This is a genomic window from Rheinheimera sp. B2H12, from assembly GCF_059620065.1.
The window spans coordinates 461230-487561 of sequence record NZ_CM184363.1; the positions used below are offsets into that span (position 1 = coordinate 461230).

A 26332-nucleotide genomic window follows, 5' to 3' on the forward strand; every position below is an offset into this window, starting at 1 on the left:
GTGTGGCTGGGTTTTCTTTACTAACCCCTGAGCGTTACAAACTCTTCGGCCGAAGTCGGGTGAATAGCAACGCAGTTGTCAAAATCGGCTTTGGTGGCGCCCATTTTAATGGCGACGGCAAAGCCTTGCAGCATTTCGTCGGCGCCAAGGCCGATGACGTGCAGGCCCACCACTTTTTCGTCAGGGCCGGCGCAGATTAGTTTCATCCGGGTCGGTTGGCGGTGTGAGGTTAACGCGCTGTACATGGCGGTAAACTCACTGTTGTAGACCTTCAGGTCGTCGCCATAACGTTGCCGGGCTTCAGGTTCGGTCAAGCCTATGGTGCCGATGGCCGGATGGGAAAAGACCACGGTTGGCACCAGTTCATAATCCAGATGTAACTCAGTTTTGCCATTAAACAGCCGCTCCGCCAGCCGGCGCCCTGCGGCTACTGCGACCGGGGTTAATGCCAAGCGGCCGGTATTGTCGCCAATGGCATAAATACCTGTGACATTGCTGTTCTGGTATTTATCGGTGCGGATAAAACCCTGCTCATCAGTCACCACACCAGCAGCGGCCAGATTTAACTGATCAGTTGCTGGCGCGCGGCCAATGGCCCAAATCAGACAATCCACCGTCAGGCAGGCACCATTTTGTAAGCTTAATTTTAAAGCGCCGCTGGCCGTTTTCTCGACAGCCTGCACCTCGCTGTGTGGATGCAGCGTCAGGCCATCGCGGGCCATTTGTTGCACCAGCGTATCCGACAGTACCGGATCAAAACTGCGCAGTGGTTTATCATGCCGCACCAGCAGATGCGTCTCTGTACCCAGTGCATTCAGTACACCGGCAATTTCCACTGCGATATAACCAGCACCGACCACAGCCACTGATTCCGGTTGCTCGGTCAGGGCAAAAAAGCCATCGCTATCGATACCAAGTTCAGCCCCCGGGAGCTGCGGCCACTGTGGCTTGCCGCCGGTGGCGATACAAATATGATCGGCACTATAGTGCTTGCCGTTGACTTCGACAGTGCGGGCATCGACAAAACGGGCAAAACCCTGAATCACAGTGACATTGTTTTTTGCCAGCACCCGATCGTACGAGGCATGGATCCGGCCTATATATGCTTGCCGACTTTTGATCAGGGTTGACCAGTCCAAAGCCTGGGCTGTGACGTTAAAACCATAATCCGGTGCCAGTTGCAGTGTTTCGGCCACCTGACCGGCAAACCACATGGCTTTTTTAGGGACGCAACCGACATTGACGCAAGTGCCGCCCAGCGCTTTAGCTTCGATAATGGCGCATTTTTTGCCGTGGCTGGCGGCGCGGTTGGCGCTGGCGATGCCGCCGCTGCCACCGCCAATGGCGATATAGTCAAAATGTTCGGTCATCATAGCGTTTCCTGTGGTGAAGTCAGTGCAGTTAGCAATAAGGCTGAGGTCAGTTATATGGGGTTCGGCAGGCAATTACAAGGGCAGGCCAGGGCAAGCGGCAGCCGACAGTGGGCTGATTTGGTAGGCGATGCGGTGAAACCGCTGTATAGTAACACAGTGCTTTATTCTCGATAGCTTCAGGAAAATCTCAGCGATGATCAATTCGTTACTACCGTTTTATCCAGACTGGCGCGGAACACAGCATACCGCAGGGAGAGGCTGATGACGCAGTGGGGGCTATGGGCAGGTTATGGCCTGGCGGGGTTAGCATTGTTGTGGGTGCTCGCTTTGTGGCGCAGGCTCGCCGGGCATGACAGCCAACAGACAGAATTACAGCTGCTGGCCGCCCGTTTACAGGCGCAATTAGAAGCGGCGCAGTCGCAGTTGCAAGAACAAAAGCAGCAGTATTATCAGTTGCAGGATGAGCAGCGCCAGCAGCAGCAACATTATCAGCATCTGAAAGAAAAATATGATCGGCTGACCGTGCTGTTGCAAGAAAGGCAACAGCAGTATCAGGCGCAACTGACGCTGTTGCAGGACAATAAATTGCAACTCAAACAAGAGTTTGAGTTGCTGGCCAATGATATTCTGCAACGGAAGGGCGCCGAGTTTAACCGCCAGAGCCAACAGAGTTTACAGCAATTATTGCAGCCGCTGCAGGCGGATATGAAAGGTTTTCGGGACAAAGTTGAAGCTATTCACACCGAGGAGCTGAAACAGCGCTCAGAGCTGAAAACTGAGCTGGTGAATCTGCAAAAACTCAATTTTGCCATTACCGATCAAGCCGCCCGGCTGACCAATGCCTTACAGGGACAAAAGAAAACCCAGGGCAATTGGGGTGAATTGATGCTGGAAAATGTGCTGGAAAACTCAGGTCTGCGCGCCGGGGTGGATTATCAGCGTGAAGTCAGCTTTCAAACGGATGAAGGCCGGCGCCGGCCGGACGTGATTGTTTATCTGCCACAACAAAAACATCTGGTGATCGATGCCAAAACCTCGTTGGCCGCTTATACCCGATTGATGAATGCTGAGCTGGACACCGAGCGTGAGCTGGCGTTGGCTGAGCATTGTCAGGCGGTGCGGGATCGGATCAACGAATTGGCCGATCGCAATTATTACCAACTGGCCGGGCTCAACTCGCCAGAAGTGGTGTTTATGTTTGTGCCTATTGAATCGGCTTATGTCGAAGCGCTGAAACATGATCCACAACTGTATCAGAAAGCGCTGGAGCGCAATGTACTGGTGGCAACCCCGACGACTTTGCTGACCAGTCTGAATATAGTGCGGCAACTGTGGCGCTTTGAAGACCAGAATAAACACAGTGCCGAGCTAGCGAATCGGGCAGAAAAATTTTATGCCAAGCTGACCGCTTTTCTCGACAGTATGCAGGGGGTTGGTAAACAGCTGGAAAAAGCCCGCGAAAGTTACGACAAAGCTTTTGCGCAACTGTATAGCGGTAAAGGTAATTTAATTAAACAGGCCTCTGAATTTAAAGAATTAGGCGTGGCGGTTAAAACGGAATTGGCCGCCGAGTTGGTGGAAAAAGCCAGGCTTGAGCTGCCGGAAGGTGGCAGCTTGTGAGCTGGCGCTGCTGGCTTCACTGGTGTTGCAGCCTGCTGTTCATGAGCGGTCAGGTGGCAGCGACCGGCGTTTTGCCTGTGGCAGCACAGCCTTGTGTGCTGGTGGCGCATCTGAACGAGAGTGCAGACAATGTGGCCGGGCAACAAACCCAGCTGCCGCGTTGGTTCGATCTGCATCGGCGGTTATTGTTGTTGCTCACCGATACCGCTGGCTGTCAGTTGCGGGTGGTGGGTAGCCCCTGGCCACGATCGCTGGCGTTATTAAAACAAGGTCAGATAGATTTGATGCTGACCATGTCCTATACCGAACAGCGCAACCAGTTTGCCGATTTTATTGGTGCCCATTATCTGGAAGAGTCAGTGCTGGTGCTGAGAAAAGATCTCATTACCAAGGTCAAACAACTGGCCGATATCCGCTTTTTGCCCGGCCAGATTGGGGTGCTGAGGGATGCCTACTATGGTGAGCATTTTGCAAAATTAGCGCAGGATAAGCAGGTCCAGCCTTTTTTACTTTATGCCAACTCTTTGACACAAAAGCTCAATATGCTGAAAAAGCAGCGGGTGCTCGGCATGATCGAAGATAAAACCCAGTTTCTGGAGTGGAGTCGCAGCGAGCCTGCGCTGGCGGCCGATTATCAGATTGCGCTGATTTTACATCAGGCACCTGTCTATATTGTGGCCAGTCGCCGCAGTGTGCCAGCGCCAGTGCGGCAGAAATTACACCAGGCCTGGCAGCAGGTCTACGGCGGGCAACAGCATTTGGCAATTCTGGCTGAATTTGGCTGGTCTTTGCCATGAGTATGTTGCTGGCTAACCAAATACTTTGCTGTCAGAGCTGAGTCAGACCGAATCGGAGAATGGCGATGGCACATGCTTCTTTATCGTTGGGACACACTGTACAGCCGCAGGCGCTGAGTGAACTGCGCCCTGTCGCCTGGGTCGGTGGTGCTATGGATCAGCACACCCGCTTATTGCAGCGCCACCGGGCTTTGGATCAGCATTATTTCCAATGGTTTCAGCAACGGGAGCTGGCGGCATGGCTGCAAGCTCAAGCCGGACCCGCCTTATTGATTGGTCACAGTTATGGTGCTTGTACCGCAGCCGCCGTGGTCGCCAGTGGTATTACAGTCGCAGAACTGGTGACTATAGATCCGGTCAGCTGGCGTAAGCCATCCGGGCCAGCAGTACGGCGTTATGCCGGCCACTGGCGCAATTATCTGGCGGGCGATCAACGACTGAATTGGGCCAATCTGGTGGCCAGAGTGGGGGGGCAGTGGCAACAATGGCCAGCTCAATACGCGCATCAGCACCAGATATTGGCGGCCGATCATGCCACTGTGGTGGCGGCAGTGTTGCAATTATGGCGTCAGGGCAATTAAGTCTGCCTGCCAAAGTATATTTTTTAGATTGTTTGTTGATAATTTTTATATATTTTGTGTTTTTTGGTTGTTTTTTCGCGCCTTGGCGGCAAGCTGATCAGGCTGAATTGGCAGCACCCATATGCAGGTTTATTCTGCGTTGAAAAGGACACAAAAGTTATGAAATTACAATTAGAAAAAAAAGAACTGGTGCAATTATCTGATGATCCACAAGTATTGCCTTTAGCAATGACTGATGAAGTGGCTGGTGGCAAACATAAAATTCCATCTCAAATGTTGTCTGCCTTTTGCCAGGAAACACATGATACACCATGTGACGACCGTTAAATCCGGCTCGTTCTGTTAAAAGGTGATGTCAGCTGCTGATGCATTGGTTGTGCTTGGCAGCTGCCGCGATTTAGTCGCATTTCATTCTTATTTTCAACCTGAGCTTTGACAGTGTCTATGTCCCAGCCCTATTCAGACCAAGCGCTATCATCAAAGGCTGTTGTTATTGAGGCTATTTCAACGCAGTTACAGCGGATTTATCAGCAATGCCAGTCACAATTTAGCCGTATCAGCGATCCCTCTTTATTCACAGGACAGGCTGGTCTGGTGCTGTTTTGCTGGTACTGGCAAAAATGTCAGCCGCATCACCCTCAGTTGGCTGCGGATAGTCCTTGGCCGGAGCTTGATGTCTCTGTCCTGGTGAATCAGTTATTGCAGCCTCGGCAGCCTGGTGACAGCATCTCTGCTGTACATTTGCCTGGTGTTGCTTGGTTGCTGGAGCTGTTATTACAACAATCAGACTATGAGGCTGAGTTTAACCACCACTATAGTCAGCAGCTACAGCAGTTGTTGTCGGGAGTCGACCACTGGTCTGGCGAAATTGAACTGACGTTGGGGTTGGCTGGTTTGGCAGTGTTTGTCCGACGTCGCGCTGCGGTCAACGCCGATGCAGTGCAAACCTATCAGCACATCTTACGACTATGCGCTGGTTTGGCGGTTTATCCGCAGCCTGGCCTGGCGTATTGGCCAACCGCTGTGGGCTCATTTTTTCGCAAAAACAGTACTGCGGTGACCGAAGTGAATTTAGGGTTAGCGCACGGCATGCCTGCTGTTTTGGCGAGTATCATCCCTGCAATCAAGATACCAGCGCTCAGCTATCAGGCCAGCGGGTTATTAAACGCGGGTTGTCAGTGGTTGTTACAACAGCAGTTGCAGCAGGCTGACAGTTGTTTTCCTTATCGGGCTGGTGCTGGTGCTGACAGCAGATTGGGTTGGTGTTATGGCGATTTGTCATTGGCGCTGCTATTGGCGCGGGCAGGTCAGGCACTACAAAGCGCTGATTTGCTGGCGCAAGCACATCGTATCGCACTGCACGCTGCCGCACGGCAGCAGCAATCAGCCAGAGTCACAGATGCAGCCCTTTGTCATGGCAGTGCCGGTTTGATGCTGCAGTTTCGGTTATTACAACAATTTTTTCCGGATCCGGCGTTGGCAGAAGCGGCTTGTTACTGGCGGCAATTGACGCTGCAATTACTGCCACTTGCCATCGAGCAACAGGATGCCGGGTTGCTCAATGGTACTGCCGGCATTGGGCTGGCCTTATTGGTCGAATTGGGTGCTGATACGGTCTGGACTGAGGCCCTATTGCTCAGTTAGCCTGGCAGCAAGGCCCAAGATGATTGTGGTCAGAAAAGGGCTGTGTTGTCTTGGGCGGCAACAGGCTGTGCCAGTTGCAGCATAATAGCCGTGAGTTGCTGCCATTGCTGCTCCAGTTGCATCCAGTCGGTTTGCTGATCTTCTGGCAAGGCCGCTTGTTCCATAGCAGCAGCCTGCCTGGCCAGCTCGGTCAACCCAAACAAGGCCGCAGTGCCTTTAATGGCATGCGCCTGATAGCGGATCGCAGCCGCATCCTGTTGCTGTAGCAACTGTTGTAATTGTTGCTGCAACTGTGGCAAGGTCGACACAAAGCGCTGGGTCATTGCTGCCAGCTCGGCCGCTGGCAACTGTAATTGAGGTTTGGCCGGTAAACTGGGGAAAAACTGTTGTAACAAGGCGGCAAACTGGCTGCGGTCAACAGGTTTAGCCAAATGGCTGACAAAACCCGCCGCCAGATAACGTTGCACTTCATGCGCCATGGTATTGGCGGTTAACGCGACGCAAGGCGTATCCACCCCGGCGGCTTTGAGCAAGGCAATGGCACTGATGCCGTCCATTTTTGGCATCTGAATATCGGAGAAAATCAGTTCGAAATCGTCGCGCATCGCGGTCTCGACCAACTGCTCACCATTTTCTACCGCCACTACTTCCAGCCCGGTGTGTTGTAGCATTCTGACCAGTAATTGCCGGGTGTCGGCCTGATCTTCGGCCAGCAGCACCCGACCGCGGATTTGTTGCCGGCTGAGCTGTGCCGGCATTTGCTCGTCGGCATGCAGCGACAGCGGCGGCAGTTGTTGCAACCAACAACTACCATCGGCAGTTTGCAAAGTAATAGTGGCGACAAAACAGCTGCCCTGCGCTGAGCTGCTGGCAAGTTGCAGTTGGCCGCCGAGTTTCTCACACAATTGACGGGCAATCACCAACCCAAGGCCAGTGCCACCAAACTGGCGTTGGACTGAGGCATCTGCCTGACCAAAGGGCTGAAATAACAATTGTTGCTGGGCCGGGCTGATGCCAATGCCGGTATCGCAAATCCGAAATTCTAATTGTTGTTCCATGCAGGTCAGTTGCAGACTCACCTGGCCTTTAGCGGTGAATTTCACGGCGTTATTACACAGGTTCAGCAAAATCTGTTTCAGCCGGGTTGGATCGGTCAGCACCAATGATGGCAATGGAAAATGAAAATCTAATTGAAATTGCAGACCTTTTTGTCTGGCTTTGTCGGCAGATAACTGCACGACTTCCTGTAACAGTGCTGGCAGTGCCACTGGCAATAATTCAATGTCCAATCTGTTAGCGGCAATTTTGGATAAATCCAGCAGATCATTGAGCAGTGCCTGCAAATGTTTGCCATTCTGACAAATAATCCGGATCGCCTGTTGTTGTTCGGTTGCTGCAAATTCACCGGCCAGCATGGCTTCGGCGTAGCCAATCACCGAGGTCAGTGGTGTGCGGATTTCATGGCTGATGGTCGCCAAAAAACGGTTTTTCGCTTCATTGGCCTGGATCAGTTGTTGCGACAGTTGCTGCAACTCCAATCGTTGTTGCACCAGTTTCAACTGGGTTTGCACCCTGGCTTTGACGACCTCGGCGTGGAAAGGTTTATGAATGTAATCTTGAGCTCCGAGTCGCAGTCCTTGTTGTTCGTGTTCAGCCGATTGTAGGCCAGTAATAAAAATCACCGGCACCTGACATGTCAGCATGTCGGCGCGCAAGCGTTGCAGGGTTTCAAAACCATCCAGGCCCGGCATTAGCACATCCATCAGAATCAAATCCGGCACTTGTTGCTGACATTTATCCAGCGCTTGCTGGCCACTCTGTGCCAGTCGGATCAAATAATCCGGCCGTAAAAATTCTGCCAATACTTTCAGATTGGATTTTTCATCATCGACCAGTAACAAGGTTGCTTTGCCGGACATTAACAGTCTCCATTCTGATTGTTCGCTGTCCATAGCACCCGGTTTTTGCCCTGGTGTTTGGCTTGATATAACATCTGATCGGCGGCTGCCAGTGCCTGCTCGGCCGCATCCTGCTGACAGGGCAGGAAACTGATGCCGCCAGCGCTGAGGCTAAGCACCTGGCCGGCAGGCAGATGCGGGATTTGTAATTCCAGCACCGCCTGCAAACATTGCTGCACCAGTTGCTGCCCGGCAGGTGCCGGGGTATCTGGTAACACCAGCACAAATTCTTCGCCACCATAACGAGCGATAAAATCAAAAGGGCGTTTTAATTGCTGACTTAAGGTGCTGGCCACCTGCTGTAAGGCCCGATCACCAGCGGCATGACCAAATTGATCGTTATATAACTTAAAGTTATCAATATCCAGCATCACCAGCGATATCGGCCGCTGCGATCGCATTGCTCCCCGCCATTCCTGCAGTAAGATCTGTTCAAATTTACGCCTGTTGGCGATAGCGGTCAGTGGATCCAGATGGGCCAGTTGCTCCAGCAACATGCGTTGCCTGGACAGTTGCAAATGCAGCTGGATCCGGGCTTTGACAATCACACTGTGAAAAGGCTTATTAATATAATCACAAGCGCCGAGCAACAACCCCTGTTCTTCATGGCTGACATCATTCAGCGCCGTGATGAAAATGACCGGAATAGCGCTGGTAATAGCTTCGTGTTTCAGTCGGCGGATCACTTCAAAACCGTCAATGCCGGGCATCAGCACATCCAGCAGAATTAAATCTGGTCTGAGTTCACAGGCTTTACGAAAGCCCTGTTCGCCATCCTGCGCCAGCACAATATCGACCTCTGGCCGCAACATATCGCTGAGAATTTTCAGGTTGGCTTTTTGATCATCAACAATCAACACCCGTTGTTTCTGCGTTGTAGTCACCATCACCATCCTAAAGGTCTTACTCTTGCTGGCCCAGACCACCCGAGTGGCGCTGTGATCTGCATTGAGTGTTACAAAGAACCGCCAGATGTCAAATCCGGCTGGATACCGCGCATAGCCTGTCAGTCAGTGAGTTCGGCCAGTAATAACTGACATTGTTTCTCGGCTCTTTCGTATTCTAAGTCACTGATATCGTCTGCAATTTGGCATAATTGTGGCCATTGTGGCAATGATTTTGCCAGCACCAGTAACTCAGCGACCAAACTTTCAGCATTAAAATCTGAGTCTGCCAGCAAAGGTAACAGCAACTGCAACCCTTGTTGTAAATTACTCAGTTGTTGTTGCCGTGCTATGACTTGTGGCAATTGCGCCAGTTCGGCCAGTAATAGCGCTAGCTGCAGGCCAAGTTTCTGATAAAGCTCTGGTTTTTGCTGCTGATGCTGCAGGCTGGTCTCGGCCTGTTGACATAATTCCGACAGGGTATAAGCCCCAATATAAGCGCTGGTTGATTTCAGTGAATGGACCGCCAGATACAGAGCCTGCCAGTCTTGCTGCTGACAAAATTGTTGCAGCAAGGCCGGCTGTTGCTGGTGCTCGCGGCTGAAATCCTGCAACAAGGTCAGATAAAGCGCTGTCTTACCGCCCAGTTGTTGTAAAGCGCGTTGACTGTCGATAGATTTCAGTTGCTGCAGCTGTGCGAACTGGGCTTGCAACTGCAGATCCTCAGTCGTGTTTGGTTGAGGCCGGACCGGGTCTGGCTGCGGCTGACTGACTGCCGGCAAATACTTCAGCAAGGTCTGATACAGCCGTAGCGGTTCAATCGGTTTAGTCAGATGATCATTCATGCCAGCGGCTTTGCTTTTAGCAATATCCGCCGGCATGGCATGTGCTGTCATCGCGATCACCGGTAAGTCGGTTAACAACAGTTGCTGGCGAATATATTGACAGGCGCTGAGTCCATCCATCCGCGGCATCTGAATATCCATCAGCACTAAATCATAATGGCGTTGTTGCAGACTTTGTAAGGCGGCATAACCATCTTCGGCGATATCCAGCTGTACTTTGCTGTCTTTGAGCATCCCTATTGCCACCTGCCGGTTGATCGGGTGATCTTCGGCCAATAAAATACGGTAGGCAGATAAATCCGGCAGCAGTTGTTCTTCCGGTACTGCCTGCCAGGGCTGAATGGCATCCTGTTCCAGTAATTGGTAAACTGCATCCAGCAATTGCGATTGATTCACTGGTTTTTCAATAAACTGGTTAATTTGTACATCGGCCAATCTGGTTTTGGCTTCTTCTTTATCATAAGCAGACACCATCAGAATATGGGGCGCTTGGTCCAGTTGCTGAATACGGCGGCTGGTTTCAATGCCATCAATGCCCGGCATCCGCCAGTCCATCAGTACAAAATCATAGGGCTGATTCTGCTGACGGGCCTGTTGCACCATGTCAATGGCCTGATAACCATTATCAGTCTGCGCGGCCTGGATCCCGAGGTCCTGCAACAGATTGATCAGCACAGTACGGGCCAGCGCAATATCGTCGACCACTAAAGCCCGTAACGGTGGCAGCATGCCGCGCTGGTAACTGACTTGTTGCTCGTTGGCGGCGGCGAGTTGCAGTCGGAAATAAAAGGTGGTGCCAACCCCTGGCGTGCTGTCCAGCCAGATCCGACCTTGCATCAGTTCACATAATTGTTTACAGATCGCCAGCCCCAGGCCGCTGCCGCCATATTTACGGGTAATAGAATCATCGGCTTGGTGGAAGGATTGGAACAGTTGTTGTTGCTGCTCAGCATTGATACCGATGCCATTGTCGCTGACGGAACCCTGAATTTCTAATTCTGCACCTTCACGGCTAATCAGTTGTATTTTAATGCCGATGGCCCCCTGATCGCTAAATTTAACTGCATTACTGATGAGGTTCACCAGAATTTGCTGGATCCGCAGTGGATCGCCCAGCAGGTAGGGTGGCAGCTGTGGGTCCAGTTCACACACCAGTTCCAGTCCTTTGTGATGCGCCCGCAATGAATTCAGATTGATAGCCTTTTGTAGCACTTTATCCAGTTGGAAACGGGTGTGTTCCAGCTCCAGCTTACCGGCTTCAATTTTGGAAAAGTCCAGAATACCGTTCACCAGACTGAGCAGGGTCTCGCCGGATTCCTGAATTTTGCTCAGATAATCACGCAAATCAACATCCTGCGCGCCCTTCGCCGCCAGTCGGCTTAAGCCAATGACAGCGTTGATCGGGGTGCGGATTTCATGGCTCATCCGGGCCAGAAAGGCTGATTTAGCAGCGGTGGCATCTTCTGCTTTAATTTTGGCACTGGCGAGTTCCTGGGTTCGTTCCCAGACCTTTTGCTCCAGGGTTTTGTTAGCGGTGATCACCTGACGGTACAGGCGGGTGTTTTCAAACAAAATTGCTGTCTGATTGGCCAGCAACTGCAGTAAATTAATCCTGTCTTCGGTAAAAGCGCCGGTCAGTTCGGCATGCGCCAGATACAACATGCCATAGAGCTGGCCGCCGACTATCACCGGGATCACCAGCACTGAAGCTGGCAGTACAGTGCCGCTGTCGGTTGCAAACAGCGTGCTGTCGGCTTGCACGTCACTAATCAGCACTGGTTGCCCACTGCGGCGCACCATCGCCTGCAAAGACGCAGACAACTGGATCTGCTGTTGGCCGATCGGACTAGTGGCGGCTGGCTGTAATTGTTGCTGCTCATCGAGCAACAACAACTGGCCAGTCTGGGCGCCGGCATTTTCCAACATTAAATCGATCATCCGCTGTAAAAAGGCGGCTAAATCGATCTGGCCACTCAGCGCTTCGGCCGCTTTTAACACTGAGACCATATCCAACTGCTGAGGCTGTGCCTGTTGCACTGCCGGATGCTGTTGCTGTAACTGCCGCACTTTGGCATGGGCCTGCCACTGCTGATAGCTCTGCAGCGCCTGTTGTTGGTAAAGCCTGGCAAAGTCAGCTTTTTGCTGGCGTAGCCAATAAGCAGCAGCGGCTTCCTGTGCCAGCGCCAGATGCTGACGCATGCCACTGCTGCGGCTTAACCGGATCGCCGCGTCATAATATTGCCAGGCATCTGGTTGCCAGCTCAGGCAAGCCAATTCGGCTTCCAGTAATGCCACTTTATGTTGGTGATTGGCGCCAGCGCGTTTACTCCACTGTTGCAACATCGCCAGATAGCCGCGCGCCAGCGGCAGCCACTGCGAGGCTTGGAGCTCGCTCTGTCGGCTCAGCCGGCAACACAACAAGCCGGCGGCAAAATAAAACTCGGTCTGGTGGTACAAAGACATCGCGACCGGGGCCAGCGGCAAGCTGGCCTGATAGTGTTGCAGCGCCAGTTCATCCTGTTGATACAACAGGGCTAATTGTAGTTTCAGGCTATGGTAACAAAACAATAAGGTTGAATTTTGTTGTTGTTGCCACTGCGCCACTTGCACTGTTTCGTCAAAAGCCTCACCTATCAGTGCCAGCGGATCAGCTTGCTCAGCTTGTAAGGTCTGCACAAATTGCTGCCATAACCGGATAAATTCCAGGTTGTAGGCAAAACCTTTGGCAGCTATAAAATCGCGGTATTTCTGCAGATCTGCGGCCACTTTATCCAGCGCGACGCCACTTTGTACCTGATAGAAACTGAAAAACAACGCCGAGTGGACGGCATATTCCTGATTGCCAAGCGCTTGCGCCTGATAGACATTTTGTTCCAGCAACTGCAGACTGTCGGTGAGTGGAGCATTCCAGTGCAAAATAGTGCTGGCACGCTGGAACATCAGTTCTGGCAGATACTGTCCCTGATATTGCTTATTCACCACTAAAGCCAGATCTGAAAATTCCAGTGCTGGTCTGAATTGACCATAAGCGCCGGATAAAATACTGGCGTAGGTCGAATAGGCTTTCGCGGCAATAGCACTGTTGCCGTGGCGCAATGTCAGGCTGAGCAGGGCATGGCTGACCGCCATATATTGCAGTGGACTGACGATATAAGCCACTGTCAGTAATACGTTCAGAATTTCCAGTGCCAGTTGCAACTCCGCTGACTCAATGGCGGGTGATAAGGCTAAAGCGCCAATCTGCTCTGGATCATACAGCTGTTCCAGTTGTTGATATCGCTGCACGATTTCGTCCAGCGGCAGCAGTTCGACCCCAGCTTTTGCCAGCACAGCTGTGGCTAGGCTAAAGGCCGGTGCAAACTGATGTTCGGCAAACCAAATCAGGATCTGCAATCTGGCCAGTTGCATCTGCGCCAGCAAATCCAGTGCCTGTTGCTGTAACTGGCTGCAGTGCTCAATCGCCTGGCGATATTGTTGCGTTTGATACAAGGCCATCGCTTGGCCAAAACCGGCGCTCCAACGCAATTCAGTGGTATCAGCCGGGCAAATCAGCTCAGCCTGATGATAAAACACCAGTGCCTGTTGCCAGGCATTACTATTTTTCGCCACGGCGGCCGCTCGTAAATTCAACTCTGTCACCGTTAAGGCACCGTGATCTGCAATAGCGGCAGCTCCTGCTGCATTCAGATGACCGACCAGGGCAAAGAGTTCGGTATTGCTATAACCACGCTGCTGCTGCAGAAAATAACTGGCAATAGCGCGGTGCAGCAAGCTGGCCTCTGCTGCATCTGATAAACCTTGCGCGGCCTGTTGCAGCCGATCGTGATTAAAAGTCAGTTCGGTAATAGCCGCGCCTCGTTGTGGGCTATAAGCGGTCATAATGCCAGTTTGCACCAGGGCGACAATGGCGGCTTCTAATTGCGGATAACTGCTGTGCAACACGCTCAGCAGTAAATCGACTGCCACTCTTTCGCCACATAAAGCCGCGACTTTCAGCAGCTCTTGGGCATGGTCGGGCAGTTGCCTGATCCGCTCTATGGTCAGCTGTACCAGATTATCGGTGATTTGTTGGCGGGAAATCGCTGACAAATCCCATTGCCACTGGCCCTGGCTGTCACAGAATAACCACTTCTCCTGCTGCAGGCGGAATAAAAATTGCCGGACAAAAAACGGATTCCCCTGCGTTTTTTCTTGCACCAGCGCAGCCAGCCTGACCACATTGGCTAACGGTTGGTGTAGCACATCGGCCAGCAAGGCTTGAATGGCTGGTAACGACAGCGGCTGCAACACCAGTTGTGGCAGCCGAACCGACGCCTGCTGCCATTGCTGCAGCAGATGTTGCAGCGGATGCACTGCGGTTAGTTCGTGGTCGCGATAACAGAGCAACAGCAATAATCCAGCCAGTTGATCGGGTTGCCATAAGGCTTTTAACCAATGCAGACTAGCCAGATCGGCCCATTGCAGATCGTCCAGTTGCAGCACCAGCGGCCGGTGCAACTGATGGCAGAACTGCACTATCTGGCGGAAAAGTTTCAGCAGCAATTGGTCAAACGGCTGTTCCTGCTGCGGTTGGGTCTGACTGAGGGTTGCCGTGACCGCCAGCAGGGGTTGCCACTGCGGCAACCACAATTGTAGTTGCAGTAATTCATCCGGCTGCCATTGGCAGAGTGGCTGATACCAGGCTTGTAGCTCACTTTCACTGAGTTGTAACAACTGCGCCGCCAGCACAGTCAAAGCCTTCGCCAGCGCACTGTAGGGTTCACTTTGTTGATATTGTTCGAATTTACCCCGGCAAAAAAAAGGCCTGTCTGTCAGCGTCTGCTGATATAAGGCTTCAATCAGTGCTGTCTTGCCAACACCGGAATAACCGCAAATCAGTTGCAGTTGCTGCTCGTGCTGTTGCACCCGCTGATAGGCTTGTTGTAACTGTTGTAGTTCGGCTTCGCGGCCAAACAACTGGCTGGAAAACTGCAGTTGCTGATCGCCTAACCGCAAGGCCAGCGGGCGCAATTGCAGCGAACCCCCTTGCCGGCTTTGTTGCAGTGCTTTACTCAAATCATGCCAGACACCGTCAATCAGACTGTAACGCTGATTTGGATTTTTTTGCAACAAGGTGAGGATCAAACTGGCCAGATCGGCAGGGACGCTGTCCAGTGGCGGCGGTGGCAATGCCAGATGCGCATGGACCAGCTCAATCGGCTGTTGCTGCATAAAAGGGAAATGACCACTGGCAATAAAATAACATAAGACGCCGAGGCTATATAAATCACTGCGTTGATCCAGCACCGCATGGATCCGGCCTGTTGCTTCCGGGGCTGTGGTGCGCAATAACGCTGGATCCAACTGTTGCGGATTTTGTTGACGATGACTGGCGCTGATAGTACTGACGCCGGCATGGTCCAGCAGCACCAGGCTGTTGCTCTGAGCATGATAAAAAATCGCCTGTGGCCTGATTTCACCGATCACCAGTTGCTGCTGATGAAAACGTGCCACCAGCTCGGTCAGTTGTAACATCAGCGCCAGCCTAGCGGTTAAATCCTGCTTCGGCAGTTGACTGCAAAGTTGCAACAGATCCATTGTCAGCGCGGTTTTTGGGTAACTCCAGTATAAAAATTGATTATCTGACCATTGTTCCTGCGGCTGTGGCAGATCCGGCTGTAACCGGCAAGCACGCTGCAACACTTGTCCGGCGGATAAATCAGCGGGCAGCGGATACTGACAAATCCAGACCGCTTCGCCACGGCGGACGCCCTGAAACAAGCGACTTGTTGAAGAAAAAGCAGGTTGTTCAGTAACTTCTGAGAATTGTTGCCAGGCCAGCATCAGGGCGACTCCATGGACATATCAGGCGATGTTGTTCAGCTTATGCAGGTTGTCGGCAGGATGAAAGGGGGATTGTTGGCATTTTTCGGGAAAAATGTGGAAAAAAGTGCAGATTTTTGCGTTGACACTGGCTTCTGTCACAATCATCCGGCTATGCTTAGGTTCTTCAATGACCTGCACCTGGATGTGGCGACCGGCAAGTGATAGCCATCGACAGTTGTGAGCGCCTGTATTTTGAGCAAGAAAAACCAATTCCGTCCTCAGTTTGTGGCCGAGCATGCTGCTTTATCACCTGCAAAGGCTGGCCTTCAGCCTGGATTATCCAATCTCAGGCGAAATCTGTGCGCCGGTCTCTGTGTCATGCTGGCGGCACCTGCGAGTCTGGCGGCAGCGAGCAAAGCCGTTGCCGAGACCGAACAACAACTGGAAGTGATCACTGTCTATGCCCAAAAACGGCCACAGCCGAAAGTGGAAGTGAGTGTCGCGGTCAGCAGTATTGGCGGCGAAACCCTGGCTGCCCGCCGGCTTGGCAGCACCACAGCGCTGGATGGCATAGCACCGAATTTCAGCGCGTCCAATGTTTCCGGTGAAGGCACGACACCTGCACTGAATATCCGCGGAGTTGGGGTGTTTGATTACAACACGTCCACTATTTCACCGATAGCCGTTTACAGTGATGATGTGGTGGCTGGCGGTGCCAACTTTCTCAATGGCAGTCTGTTTGATCTGGCTCAGGTCGATATTTTGCGCGGGCCACAAGGCACTTTATTTGGCCGCAACAGCACAGGTGGCGCCTTGTTGTTGCGCTCGCAACTGCCGGAACAGGACTTTGGTGGTTATGTCAGTGCCGATATTGCCCAGCAGCATAGCCGTACCTACACTGCCGTATTAAATAGTCCGCTCGGAGACGATACTGCGGCCAGGCTGGCGCTGCACCAGCAGGATTATCAGTTCAGTATGCAGAATGTCTTTCCGCAGGGTCAAAATGGTGGCATGAAGCATCAGCATGCGCGTTTATTGCTCAGCTCCAGTCTGCAAGACTGGCAACTGTTACTGAAGCTGCAACAAGATCACTCGCGCGGCGCGCCCAAACCCATTTACAGCGCAGGTATTCTGGCGGCTGATGGCGAGCTTTGTGCACCAGCTCAGGTGGGCAGCCGGCAATGCAGTGATGCCTTTGGCTGGGTTGGGCCTAATGATGATTTCTGGCAAACCGAAACTGATACCTATGACAAGGGTCACAGCACAGATACTGACCATGCCAGTGTGCAACTCAGTCGTGAGCTGGCGGATGGTTATTTGCTGAAAGCCATCACCGGCTGGAAACAACTCACGCGACAACATAGTTTTGACTCCGATGGCCCGGGCAATTTTATTGAAGGTGCGTTGGGCTCAGCGCAGGATTTTTTCAGTCAGGAAGTTAGCCTGGCGGTCAGCAGTCCGGGGCGTTATTGGCAAAGCGGCTTGTTTTATCTTGCTGATGAACTGACGCAGCAGAATGAACTGGATTTATTCCGCGATTTTCGCCAGGTGCCGGGTCTGACCGATATTCCAGCCCATTTTTTTTATCATAACCAATTGGATAACTATTCCTGGTCGGCTTTTAGTCAGTTGGAGCAGCAGTTGTGGCAACAATGGACGCTGACGGTCGGTGCCCGTTATACCGATGAAGAAACCCGTTATCAAAGCCGGGCTGATCTGGATACGGTGGCAGCTTTTATCCCGCAGTTATGGCAATTGCGTGGCGAGGTGAAGGATCAGCACTGGTCAGGCAAAGTGGCGCTGTTACAACAACTGCAGCCGGATTTAAGCTGGTACGCCAGTATGTCCCGGGGTTTTAAAGCCGGCGGTTATAATGCCGGCTTTAGCAACAGTCCGGCGCAGGCTGCGGCTTCTGAATATGGTGCTGAGACGCTGAATGCCTGGGAAATTGGCGGCCACTGGCAGCCCAAAGCTGGTAATTTGGGTCTGGACTGGGCTGGGTTTTATTATGATTATCAGGACCAGCAGGTTTTTGTCAATCAAAGTAGCGGCACTGCGCCCATCCATGTGCTGAAAAATGCCGGTGATTCGCAAATTTATGGCCTGGAAACCGAATTCTGGTGGCGGCCTGAACCTGCTGCAGAGCTGCGCCTGGCGGCCGGCTATCTGCCGAAAGCCCAGTTAGGCGCTTATCAGACGGATGTGGTGCTGGTACCGGAAAATCGGTTGCCATTTAGCTCGCGCTGGCAATTGAGTGCCGAATTGCAATATGACCTGTCCGCCTGGTGGTCTAATCTGCGACTGGCGATAGGCACGGTCTGGCGTTCCTCCTTTTATTTTGACCAGTATCAGAACGCCTATACCGAACAACAAGGTTATGCCTTATGGCATGGTCGCTTGAGTTATCAGCCAACACCAGAGTTGGAATTTTCGCTGTGGGGTAAAAACTTGTTGAATAAAGAGTATACAGAACTTAAATTTGATTCGACCGCAGCACTGGCTGCGATCACTGAACTGCGCGGCGAACGCCGTCAGCTTGGCTTCGGCCTCAGTTATCATTTTTAAGCCGGCAGCCCGCCGGCGCAACAAGGAAAGTCTATGCGTTGGCAATTAGTCTGGCCCGTTCTGGCTACGTTACTCCTGCCGTTACTGGTGTCCTGGTGGGTCTATCCAACCCACCTGCCACCTGGTTTTGGTGAATTTCCTCCTCAATATGTCGCGACCGCGCCCGGTTTTAACCTGTGGTATTTCCTGGCGGTGTCGGTGGGTGTGGTCTGGATCAGTCTAATGATGTTCTGGCCAGCGAAAATGGGTTTTAAAGGCGCAACGCCAGCCCCGGCCTTGCCAAAGCAGCCATTGCCCTGGTGGTTTTATGCCGGTCTGGTGGTGACTGGCTTTTTCTGGTGGCTGATGTGGTCACATTCGATGGCGTTTGGCGACTTGGTGTACTGGTCTTTTACACCATTGTGGTGGGGTTTTATTTTTGTGCTGGATGGCGTGTTGTACCATCGTAATAATGGTCAGTCGCTGGTGTCGAAACAAGGCAAATTGTTAGGCTTTATGGCGCTGGTGTCTATTGTCGGCTGGGCTTATTTTGAATTCTACGACTACTTTGTGCTGGCCAACTGGTATTACCCGGATGCCTATCAGGCACCCTGGAGCAAAACCGTGCTGGTGCTGGAGTTTCTCATCACCTATAGCACTGTGACACCGGTGATCCTGCTGTGGTATTGCCTGCTGAATACCTTTCCAAAGCTGGTGGCTCGTTATAAAAATGGCCCGGTGCTGAAGCTCAATGGCAATCTGCTGATTACGGTCGGTGCTGTGTTGATTGGCCTGATGGTGCTGTATCCATACCCCTTGTTTTGGGTGGTGTGGATTGGTCCTTTTGCCGTGATGACCGGGATTTTGTTGAAGCTGAATATCTGGAATCCGTTTACCCCTATTGCCCGTGGCGACTGGAGTGCAGGTTTGCTGATTGGGATGGCATCGTTGCTGAACGGTTTGTTCTGGGAAGGCTGGAACTATGGCAGTCATGCGCTGGTGGCTGAGCCGCTGACCAACCCGAATTATTGGGTCTATAACATTCCTTATGTTGATGTGCTGCACTTCTACTCTGAAATGCCATTTTTGGGTTATTTTGGTTATATCCCGTTTGGCGTGCTGGTGTGGCAGGTGTTGATTTGGTCTGGCAAGCTGACTGGTATCAGCACCGATTTAACCATTTTACCGCCAGAGACCGACCGTTGAGTTGATGTCGCTGTTGTGGTCAGGCCTGATTGTCGTCGCGGACATTCGTCATAGACATTCGTCATAGACATTCGTCATAGACATTCGTCATAGACAGTCAGGCTTTTGCTGAGCAGCCTTGCTCTGGTCGCAGTTTCCGGCGTTTTTGCCGCATCGATTGGTAGGCTGTGACAAATTTGTTATGCTCTGGGTCAATATAAAAACCAGTCTACGGAGCATTTGATGAAGTACCTGACGATGAGCGCTATCACTTTGGCATTATTAACCGGCTGCGGCCCAAAAACAGAAACAAATACCACTGCAACCACGGCACAAGCAGTGCAACCTGCGGCAGTGGCGAAGTTGCAATATCCAGCCACCCGCCAGGCGGATACTGTGGATAGTTACTTTGATGTCAAAGTGGCTGATCCGTACCGCTGGCTGGAAGATGACCGCAGTGAAGAAACCGCGGCTTGGGTGAAAGCGCAAAATAAAGTGACCTTTGATTACCTGGCGCAAATCAGTTATCGTGAGCAAATTAAGCAGCGGCTGGAAGCACTGTGGAACTATGAAAAAGTAGGCACGCCAAGCAAAGAGGGTGACTACAACTATTTCAGCAAAAATGACGGTTTACAAAACCAATCGGTGATTTACCGGCAAAAAGACGGCGGCGCTGCTGAAGTCTTCCTGGATCCAAATACTTTCTCTACCGACGGTACCACCTCACTGGCCGATTTACAGTTTACCGAAGATGGTAAAATTGCCGCTTATGCCATTTCTGAAGGCGGTAGTGACTGGCGTAAAGTCTTTATTATCAACGCTGAAACTAAAGAAAAACTGGAGCCAGAACTGGTTGATGTGAAGTTCTCCGGTATTTCCTGGAAAGGCAATGAAGGTTTCTTTTACTCCAGCTATGACAAGCCACAAGGCAGTGAATTATCTGCTAAAACTGACCAGCATAAACTGTATTACCATAAGTTAGGTACAGCACAAAAAGACGATCAGCTGCTGTTTGGTGCTACTGAAGCTGAGAAACACCGTTATGTCGGTGGCACTGTGACCGAAGATGGCAAATACCTGATTGTGACGGCCGCCAATGCGACTTCAGGCAATAAACTGTTATTAAAAGACTTAACAGATGCCAACAGCAAATTTATTACGCTGGATGGTGAGGGCAGTGCCGATTATCAGTTGATCGATTCTGTCGGTGACAAGCTGTATTTCGAGACCAACTTTAAAGCACCAAACAACCGCCTGATCGTGATTGATGCCAAGAACCCGGCACAGGATCAGTGGCAGGATGTGATCCCTGAAACGAAAAATGTGCTGAGTGCCGCTAAAGGTGCCGGTTTCTTCTTCGCCAATTATATGGTGGATGCCGTTTCTAAAGTGCAGCAATACGACTACACCGGCAAACTGGTGCGTGACGTGCAGTTACCTGGGGTTGGTTCTGTTGGTGGTTTTAGCGGTAACAGCAAAGACAGCACGCTGTATTATGGTTTCACCAATTACAACACGCCGGGCACCAGCTATAGCTACAACCCGCAAACCGGTGAATCAGCAGTTTATTTCAAACCAGCGGTCAAATTTAACAGCGATGATTATGAGTCTAAGCAGGTGTTCTACACCTCGAAAGATGGCACTAAGGTGCCGATGATCATCACCCATAAAAAAGGTCTGCAACTGGATGGCAGCAATCCAACCCGGTTGTATGGGTATGGTGGTTTTAACGTCAGCCTGACGCCAAGTTTCAGTGTGGCTAACCTGGTGTGGATGGAAATGGGTGGCGTCTATGCGGTGCCTAACCTGCGCGGTGGTGGTGAATACGGTAAAGACTGGCATAACGCCGGTATTCAGCTGAAAAAACAAAATGTGTTTGACGATTTTATCGCTGCAGCTGAATACCTGATTGCCAACAAATACACCTCAAGTGCCAAACTGGCGATCAGCGGTGGTTCAAACGGTGGTCTGTTAGTTGGTGCTGCCATGACCCAAAGACCTGAGCTGTTTAAAGTGGCGCTGCCAGCGGTCGGCGTGTTAGACATGCTGCGTTACCATACCTTTACTGCTGGCGCCGGCTGGGGTTATGACTATGGGACTGCCGAGCAAAGCAAAGAAATGTTCGATTACTTAAAAGGCTATTCACCAGTGCATAACGTGAAAGCCGGTGTGGCTTATCCGGCCACTATGGTGACAACTGGTGACCATGATGACCGGGTGGTACCAGCGCATTCCTTTAAGTTTGCTGCGGAGCTGCAAGCCAAAGCGGGTGGCGACAATCCACAGTTGATCCGGATTGAAGTGAATGCCGGTCACGGTGCTGGGACCCCAGTGTCGAAAATGATTGAACAAACTGCGGATGCTTTTGGTTTCACCCTGCATAACATGGGTGTGAAAGAGCTGCCGAGGCCATAATTGTTGGCCTGTACAGATTAGCTGTACAGATTAGCTGTACAGATTAGCTGTCCAGCCAGCCTGGACTGAGTCAGCTGTTGTTAAATAAAAATCCCCCGCCGTGAAGCGGGGGATTTTTTAACGGTCACAGCTCGCATTTGTACGCAAGCGGAGGCGCTGCCTCAGCTGTGAGTGGTTAATACTGCTTGCCAAAACCTTTTTTCGGCCGGCCTGGTTTCTGCTGGCGGGTCACTTTGATGGTTAATTTTGTCTCGTCAAGCGGCAGCGTAACCGTCTGCACCGGGACTTCCTGCTGTTGCCATGGATGCCAGAGCTTTAACTGATAGCTGCCGGCTGGGACATCGGCAAAAGTCACCCTGCCTTGCTCATCCGTCACCGCTAAAAACGGGCTCTCGCCGACATAAATATAAGCTTGCATATAATCGTGGATATTGCAGCCAAGCGCGACGACACCTGCGGTGTCAAATAACACCGGCGCTTCTGGTTTGTCGGCATAGAGTTTGAGTTCAAACACTTTTGCTGGCGAAAATGAATACACATGATGGCGGGTTTTATCAAGGTTAGGAAAATCGACGGCGGTGCCGATTGGTACCGCTGACACAAAGGGCCGAAAAATTAAATCCTGCTGTGCTACTTTGGCTGTTTGCTGCAACTGCGGCTTATGGTTCGGATCCAATAACTCCACCACCGCATCGGCCAACGGCAGGCCTTGTTGATCAACCAGCACAAATTGTTGTGGCGCAGCTTGCAGCAAAGTCGCGCTCAGCATCAAGCCAGCACAGAGCAGTTTTAATACCATCAGAGTCCAGCCTCAACCAAATCAGAATGAAGTTTAAGTATAACAGCAGCTCAGCATGAAAAAACCACCCTAATGGTGTTTCCCGGTCTTGCCAACTGCTATGCTCAGCGCTCCACTGCTGAACTATGTAAAACGATGATCAAGCTCGATAAACCTATGCTGAAAATTGGGCGTCGCTGGCCGCAAGCCGTCATGCCAGCGCTGCTGTTGTTACCATGGTTAACGCAGGCTGGCGAATTGCAGCCTGAATTCACCTGGCAGGCGAAAGGCGAATTGAGTCTTTTGCAAATCCAGACGCAACCCGCCGGGTTAGCCCCCTGGTGGCAAGGCGGTACCGGCCAATTGGCGTATCAGCAGCAAGGGCTGCAGGCAGGGCCGCAATTATTGGCGCTGCAACTGGCAACTGACAGTCCTTGGTCGGCGACTGTGCATGGTCAATGGCATCGGATCCCTACCGCGGATCTTGGCATCACTGAAGCCTGGTTAAGTTATAGCCCTTTACCTGTGGCCGGTTATCGGCTGCGGGCCAGAGCCGGTTATTTTTATCCGGCGCTGTCACTGGAGAATACCGATATTGCCTGGTCTTCGCCCTACAGCAGCAATTTTTCCGTGATCAATAGCTGGCTCGGTGAAGAATTACGCGCCCGGGGCTTGGAAATCAGTCTGAGCCGGCCGGGCCGGTTTTTTAATTCTGCCGCCAGTTGGCAGCTGGTTGGCGGCTTATTTCAGGGCAATGATCCGCTCGGCTCTATCCTTAGTTGGCGTGGTTTTGCCAGCCATCCGTTTCAAAGCAATATTGGCGAGCAAGTCCGGTTTGCCGATTACCCCAGTATCCGCAGCGGTCCGTTGGCGGCACAGCCGGCCTGGGTGCAGCCGACCCGGGAATTGGATCACCGCACTGGCTTTTATACCGGTCTGCACTGGTTATATCAAAACGACACTGAAGTGCGGTTTTATCATTATGACAATAATGGCGATCCGCTGGTGATACGGCATGGCCAATACGCCTGGGATACTCAGATGCAAAGTCTGGCCTGGCAACAGCAGTTGAGCGAACACTGGCGATTGATCAGTCAGTATCTGACCGGCAGCACTGCAATGGGACCAGAAGCTGTCATGGTGGCTTTTAACAGCTGGTACAGCCTGTTGCATTATGATGCCGGCAGTTATCGGCTGAACCTGCGTTATGATCACTGGATACAACAAGATCAGGATCTGTATAGCGCAGATGATAACAATGGCCGCGGTCATGGCTGGAACCTCAGCCTGCAGTTGCCTTTATCGGCTCATTGGATGCTGGCGCTGGAGTGGAGCCGGCTCAACAGTTATCAGGCCAGCCGGGCGCAGTGGCAAGACTGGCCGCTACAGCAGAATTTTCAGCAATGGCAACTGTTACTGAACTGGCGGATTGATTAATACACAAAACGCTGCAGGCTGTTGCTGTGCTGGTGCCGCACTATAAACCAATTCTTTCGGTTTGCATTGGCGGGGCATCCTCCGGTAGCCAGCGTCGATAAATCTGTGCAAAGCTGCCATCGGCTTTGAGACTTATCAGCGCATCTTTCCATTGATCAATCTCGGCGCTGGGGGTTCCCTGCGAAAACGCAATATAAAGATGATTCTCTCTGATGGTATAGAGGGATTTGACGTCATCCATGCTGGCGCCTGCTTCGGCCAGAATACTCGGTGCGGTCAGATTGGCATTGCACCAGAGATCAATACGTTGCTTCAGCAGTTGTTTTGCACTCATCAGTGGGGTGGACGCAGGCGCGATATTATTAAAACCATGCTCCAGCAACAATTGTTCTTCCACGGAAGCACGGTACACACCGATGCTTTTTGCTTGTTTGGCATCCTCAATTGAGTTGATTTTCAGCTCACTATCTTTCAGGGCATAGCAGTTGGTGGTGCCAACCGCCACTGGACCCACCAAACTAAAGATGCGCTCGCGTTCAGGGGTACGTGTCATGGTAAACAGCATGGTATTGGGTTGTTCGGTGATCATTTTCCAGCCGCGGGCCCAGGTGATGACATGGATTTGGCTTTGATTATTGATGCGTTGTTGGATTGCCTGCACCACTTCTACCGCTAAACCACTGGGTTTACCAGCTACCGTAAAGCTGATTGGCGCCCATTCTTCGGTATAAATAGTCAGGCTCTCTTGCGCGACAGAAGTGTTGTGGCAGAGACAACTAGCAAGCACTAAAGGGGTAATACATTTCATCAATAACCCTACATCAATTTTAGGCCAGCCTGATGGCAATCTGATAAGTAAAGATGACATGTCGGCAGCTCGCAAGCAATCGCCGTAAAGTGTTCAGATTGGTAATGTGAAGTACTGGCGATGTTGCAATCGCTTTGAATTCTGTAGATACAGTCTGTAATGTTCAGCTGTTAGCAGAATGCAGGAGTGGGTTAAAGATGCACATCGGCATATTTGGTTAGGGAGATTGCCTGTAAAGCATATTTGCCGATAATGGCAAATCATCCTGAGATGACGCCAATATTCTGTAGCCGTAATGCTGAGCAACTGGCGACTCTGGCACGGCAATATCGTGTTGCAGAGATTTATACAGAGCGGACGATTTAATCGAAGCGCGACCTGATGCGGTATTGAACAATAGTGCCACGGGTTCGTACCTAGCGCTAGCCCGAGCCCTGCTCACCCAGTGCAGTCCGGTGTTTGTTGATAAACCGCCGTTTTATCCCCCGATCCAGCCGCTTGGTCATTATGTGGCTTTAGTGCAGCGACAGTTACAGAAAAGTAGACCTCGCCTGCCTGCACAGTCGAGGGTATTTATTTACGATGATTTTTTTCATGTGCTGGATACGCGGCGTTATATCGCGCCGGGGCTGTCAATGTGCAAACGCTGTTTTGTTGCTATGGCGGCGGCTTTTATAGAAAAAATTCGTAGCAGCAATGCCAGTGATTATGTCAGACATTCTGGCACCTCATCATTTTGTAGATATATAGTGATGAATGTAAATTTAATTGTTTTTGTATATCTATTGCGTAAACAAATAAGGTTGCCTAAACTTATAATTTATGGGTTCGCGCAGGCATAGAACTGTTAATTTTTTCATTTATTTAGTAATATAGAAGGTAGTTTTTAGCTTTTGATATGTAATCTGTCATTTCTATGAGAATACAATAATTTGAACGTCCGCAATATTACATAATGGATGATTTTGTCAATGGTAATTCATGGTGAATGTATTGATTAATTTTTCCTGTAGGTGATTTTTATATTGCATACGGTGTTATAGATAACTTTTTACTGCTTGGACATAATTATTTAATAGGGGTTTATGAAAAAAATATTTTTTATTCTACTGTTTGCAGGGGCATTAAAAGCGGAAACTACGTGGATACCCATCGCGAATGGAGATGTGACTATTATTATTCCATTTATCCCAAGAGATATATATCAGCAACCTTTAAATTTAAATATTGCAGATGATGTTGTTTCTTGGCAAGACGTATTGCATGCAAGTAACTATTTAGTGCAGGGTCTTACCTCTAATGATGAATGGATAGACATTGTCGTTACAAAAAATACAACTGAACGATTTGATAACAGATTCGTAGGGTTCGGGAAAATTCGAGTTAAAGCTTGTAACTATCTGACATGTGATCAAACAGGGCACTATGCAACACTAAATGTAGTAACTAAGCCTACTTATCGGTATAAAAAATATTCCTATGATGCATTAGGGCGTTTAGTATGCGAAAAAGACAGCGAATATGGCTCGGTAAAGTATGAATTGGATGCTGCAGGGAACAGAAAATCTGTTACCCAGCACACATGTGAGTGATATTTCAATCTCGCACTTAGTAGAAGTGTCAGCTGTTGGTGCTAATTTTAAGGAATCAATAATTTA

Annotated in this window: 18 protein-coding genes; 11 read left to right on the forward strand and 7 right to left on the reverse strand. The window is 51.0% G+C overall.

The window, feature by feature from the left end; all coding sequences use genetic code 11:
• Positions 1-20 precede the first annotated feature (20 nt).
• On the reverse strand, positions 21-1370 hold the full coding sequence (gene gorA, locus AC53GJ_RS02060) for a glutathione-disulfide reductase (protein WP_496732751.1): 1350 nt from the start codon (positions 1368-1370) through the stop codon (positions 21-23).
• A gap of 264 nt (positions 1371-1634) precedes the next feature.
• Between gorA and AC53GJ_RS02065 the strand changes: the two genes are divergently transcribed.
• The 5 genes from AC53GJ_RS02065 (at position 1635) to AC53GJ_RS02085 (ending at position 6015) form a co-directional block, all read left to right on the forward strand.
• Positions 1635-2993, forward strand: a complete 1359-nt coding sequence (locus tag AC53GJ_RS02065) for a DNA recombination protein RmuC (protein ID WP_496730870.1) — start codon at positions 1635-1637, stop codon at positions 2991-2993.
• A 41-nt stretch (positions 2994-3034) separates the two neighbouring features.
• The gene (locus AC53GJ_RS02070) at positions 3035-3790 is read left to right on the forward strand and encodes a substrate-binding periplasmic protein (RefSeq protein WP_496730871.1); all 756 of its coding nucleotides are present in this window, start codon (positions 3035-3037) and stop codon (positions 3788-3790) included.
• A 65-nt stretch (positions 3791-3855) separates the two neighbouring features.
• Complete coding sequence (locus AC53GJ_RS02075; protein WP_496730872.1) at positions 3856-4371, forward strand: hypothetical protein; 516 nt, start codon at positions 3856-3858, stop codon at positions 4369-4371.
• Between the two features lie 159 nt (positions 4372-4530).
• Positions 4531-4698, forward strand: a complete 168-nt coding sequence (locus tag AC53GJ_RS02080) for a hypothetical protein (protein ID WP_496730873.1) — start codon at positions 4531-4533, stop codon at positions 4696-4698.
• A gap of 117 nt (positions 4699-4815) precedes the next feature.
• Complete coding sequence (locus tag AC53GJ_RS02085; protein ID WP_496732752.1) at positions 4816-6015, forward strand: lanthionine synthetase LanC family protein; 1200 nt, start codon at positions 4816-4818, stop codon at positions 6013-6015.
• Between the two features lie 29 nt (positions 6016-6044).
• On the opposite strand, the gene AC53GJ_RS02090 is transcribed toward AC53GJ_RS02085, so the two are convergent.
• The 4 genes from AC53GJ_RS02090 to AC53GJ_RS02105 form a co-directional block, all read right to left on the reverse strand.
• Complete coding sequence (locus AC53GJ_RS02090) at positions 6045-7934, reverse strand: hybrid sensor histidine kinase/response regulator (RefSeq protein ID WP_496730874.1); 1890 nt, start codon at positions 7932-7934, stop codon at positions 6045-6047.
• Entirely contained in the window at positions 7934-8860 is a 927-nt protein-coding gene (locus tag AC53GJ_RS02095; RefSeq protein WP_496730875.1) for a diguanylate cyclase domain-containing protein, read from the reverse strand. Before AC53GJ_RS02095 ends, AC53GJ_RS02090 begins: the two co-directional genes overlap by 1 nt.
• A gap of 119 nt (positions 8861-8979) precedes the next feature.
• Entirely contained in the window at positions 8980-15525 is a 6546-nt protein-coding gene (locus AC53GJ_RS02100) for a response regulator (RefSeq protein ID WP_496730876.1), read from the reverse strand.
• A gap of 21 nt (positions 15526-15546) precedes the next feature.
• Positions 15547-15804 (reverse strand): hypothetical protein, encoded by a 258-nt coding sequence (locus tag AC53GJ_RS02105; protein ID WP_496730877.1) that lies wholly within the window; start codon positions 15802-15804, stop codon positions 15547-15549.
• Between the two features lie 81 nt (positions 15805-15885).
• On the opposite strand from AC53GJ_RS02105, the gene AC53GJ_RS02110 reads away from it, so the two are divergent.
• From AC53GJ_RS02110 to AC53GJ_RS02120, 3 genes are all read left to right on the forward strand, one after another.
• Complete coding sequence (locus AC53GJ_RS02110) at positions 15886-18072, forward strand: TonB-dependent receptor (protein WP_496730878.1); 2187 nt, start codon at positions 15886-15888, stop codon at positions 18070-18072.
• 33 nt (positions 18073-18105) lie between these two features.
• Positions 18106-19257 carry a hypothetical protein gene (locus tag AC53GJ_RS02115; protein WP_496730879.1) on the forward strand — a complete coding sequence of 384 codons (1152 nt, stop codon included), beginning with the start codon at positions 18106-18108 and terminating at the stop codon, positions 19255-19257.
• Between the two features lie 222 nt (positions 19258-19479).
• Positions 19480-21651 (forward strand): prolyl oligopeptidase family serine peptidase, encoded by a 2172-nt coding sequence (locus tag AC53GJ_RS02120; RefSeq protein WP_496730880.1) that lies wholly within the window; start codon positions 19480-19482, stop codon positions 21649-21651.
• A gap of 175 nt (positions 21652-21826) precedes the next feature.
• Here the strand turns inward: AC53GJ_RS02120 and AC53GJ_RS02125 are convergent, their stop codons facing one another.
• Positions 21827-22450, reverse strand: coding sequence for a methylamine utilization protein (locus AC53GJ_RS02125; RefSeq protein WP_496730881.1), 624 nt, complete (start codon positions 22448-22450; stop codon positions 21827-21829).
• A gap of 135 nt (positions 22451-22585) precedes the next feature.
• Between AC53GJ_RS02125 and AC53GJ_RS02130 the strand changes: the two genes are divergently transcribed.
• Complete coding sequence (locus AC53GJ_RS02130) at positions 22586-23866, forward strand: hypothetical protein (protein ID WP_496730882.1); 1281 nt, start codon at positions 22586-22588, stop codon at positions 23864-23866.
• 40 nt (positions 23867-23906) lie between these two features.
• Here the strand turns inward: AC53GJ_RS02130 and AC53GJ_RS02135 are convergent, their stop codons facing one another.
• Entirely contained in the window at positions 23907-24734 is an 828-nt protein-coding gene (locus AC53GJ_RS02135; RefSeq protein WP_496730883.1) for a substrate-binding periplasmic protein, read from the reverse strand.
• 395 nt (positions 24735-25129) lie between these two features.
• On the opposite strand from AC53GJ_RS02135, the gene AC53GJ_RS02140 reads away from it, so the two are divergent.
• A complete protein-coding gene (locus AC53GJ_RS02140) occupies positions 25130-25516 on the forward strand; it encodes a hypothetical protein (protein WP_496730884.1) in 387 nt (128 codons plus the stop codon).
• A 243-nt stretch (positions 25517-25759) separates the two neighbouring features.
• The gene (locus AC53GJ_RS02145; protein ID WP_496730885.1) at positions 25760-26266 is read left to right on the forward strand and encodes a hypothetical protein; all 507 of its coding nucleotides are present in this window, start codon (positions 25760-25762) and stop codon (positions 26264-26266) included.
• Positions 26267-26332: the final 66 nt, after the last annotated feature.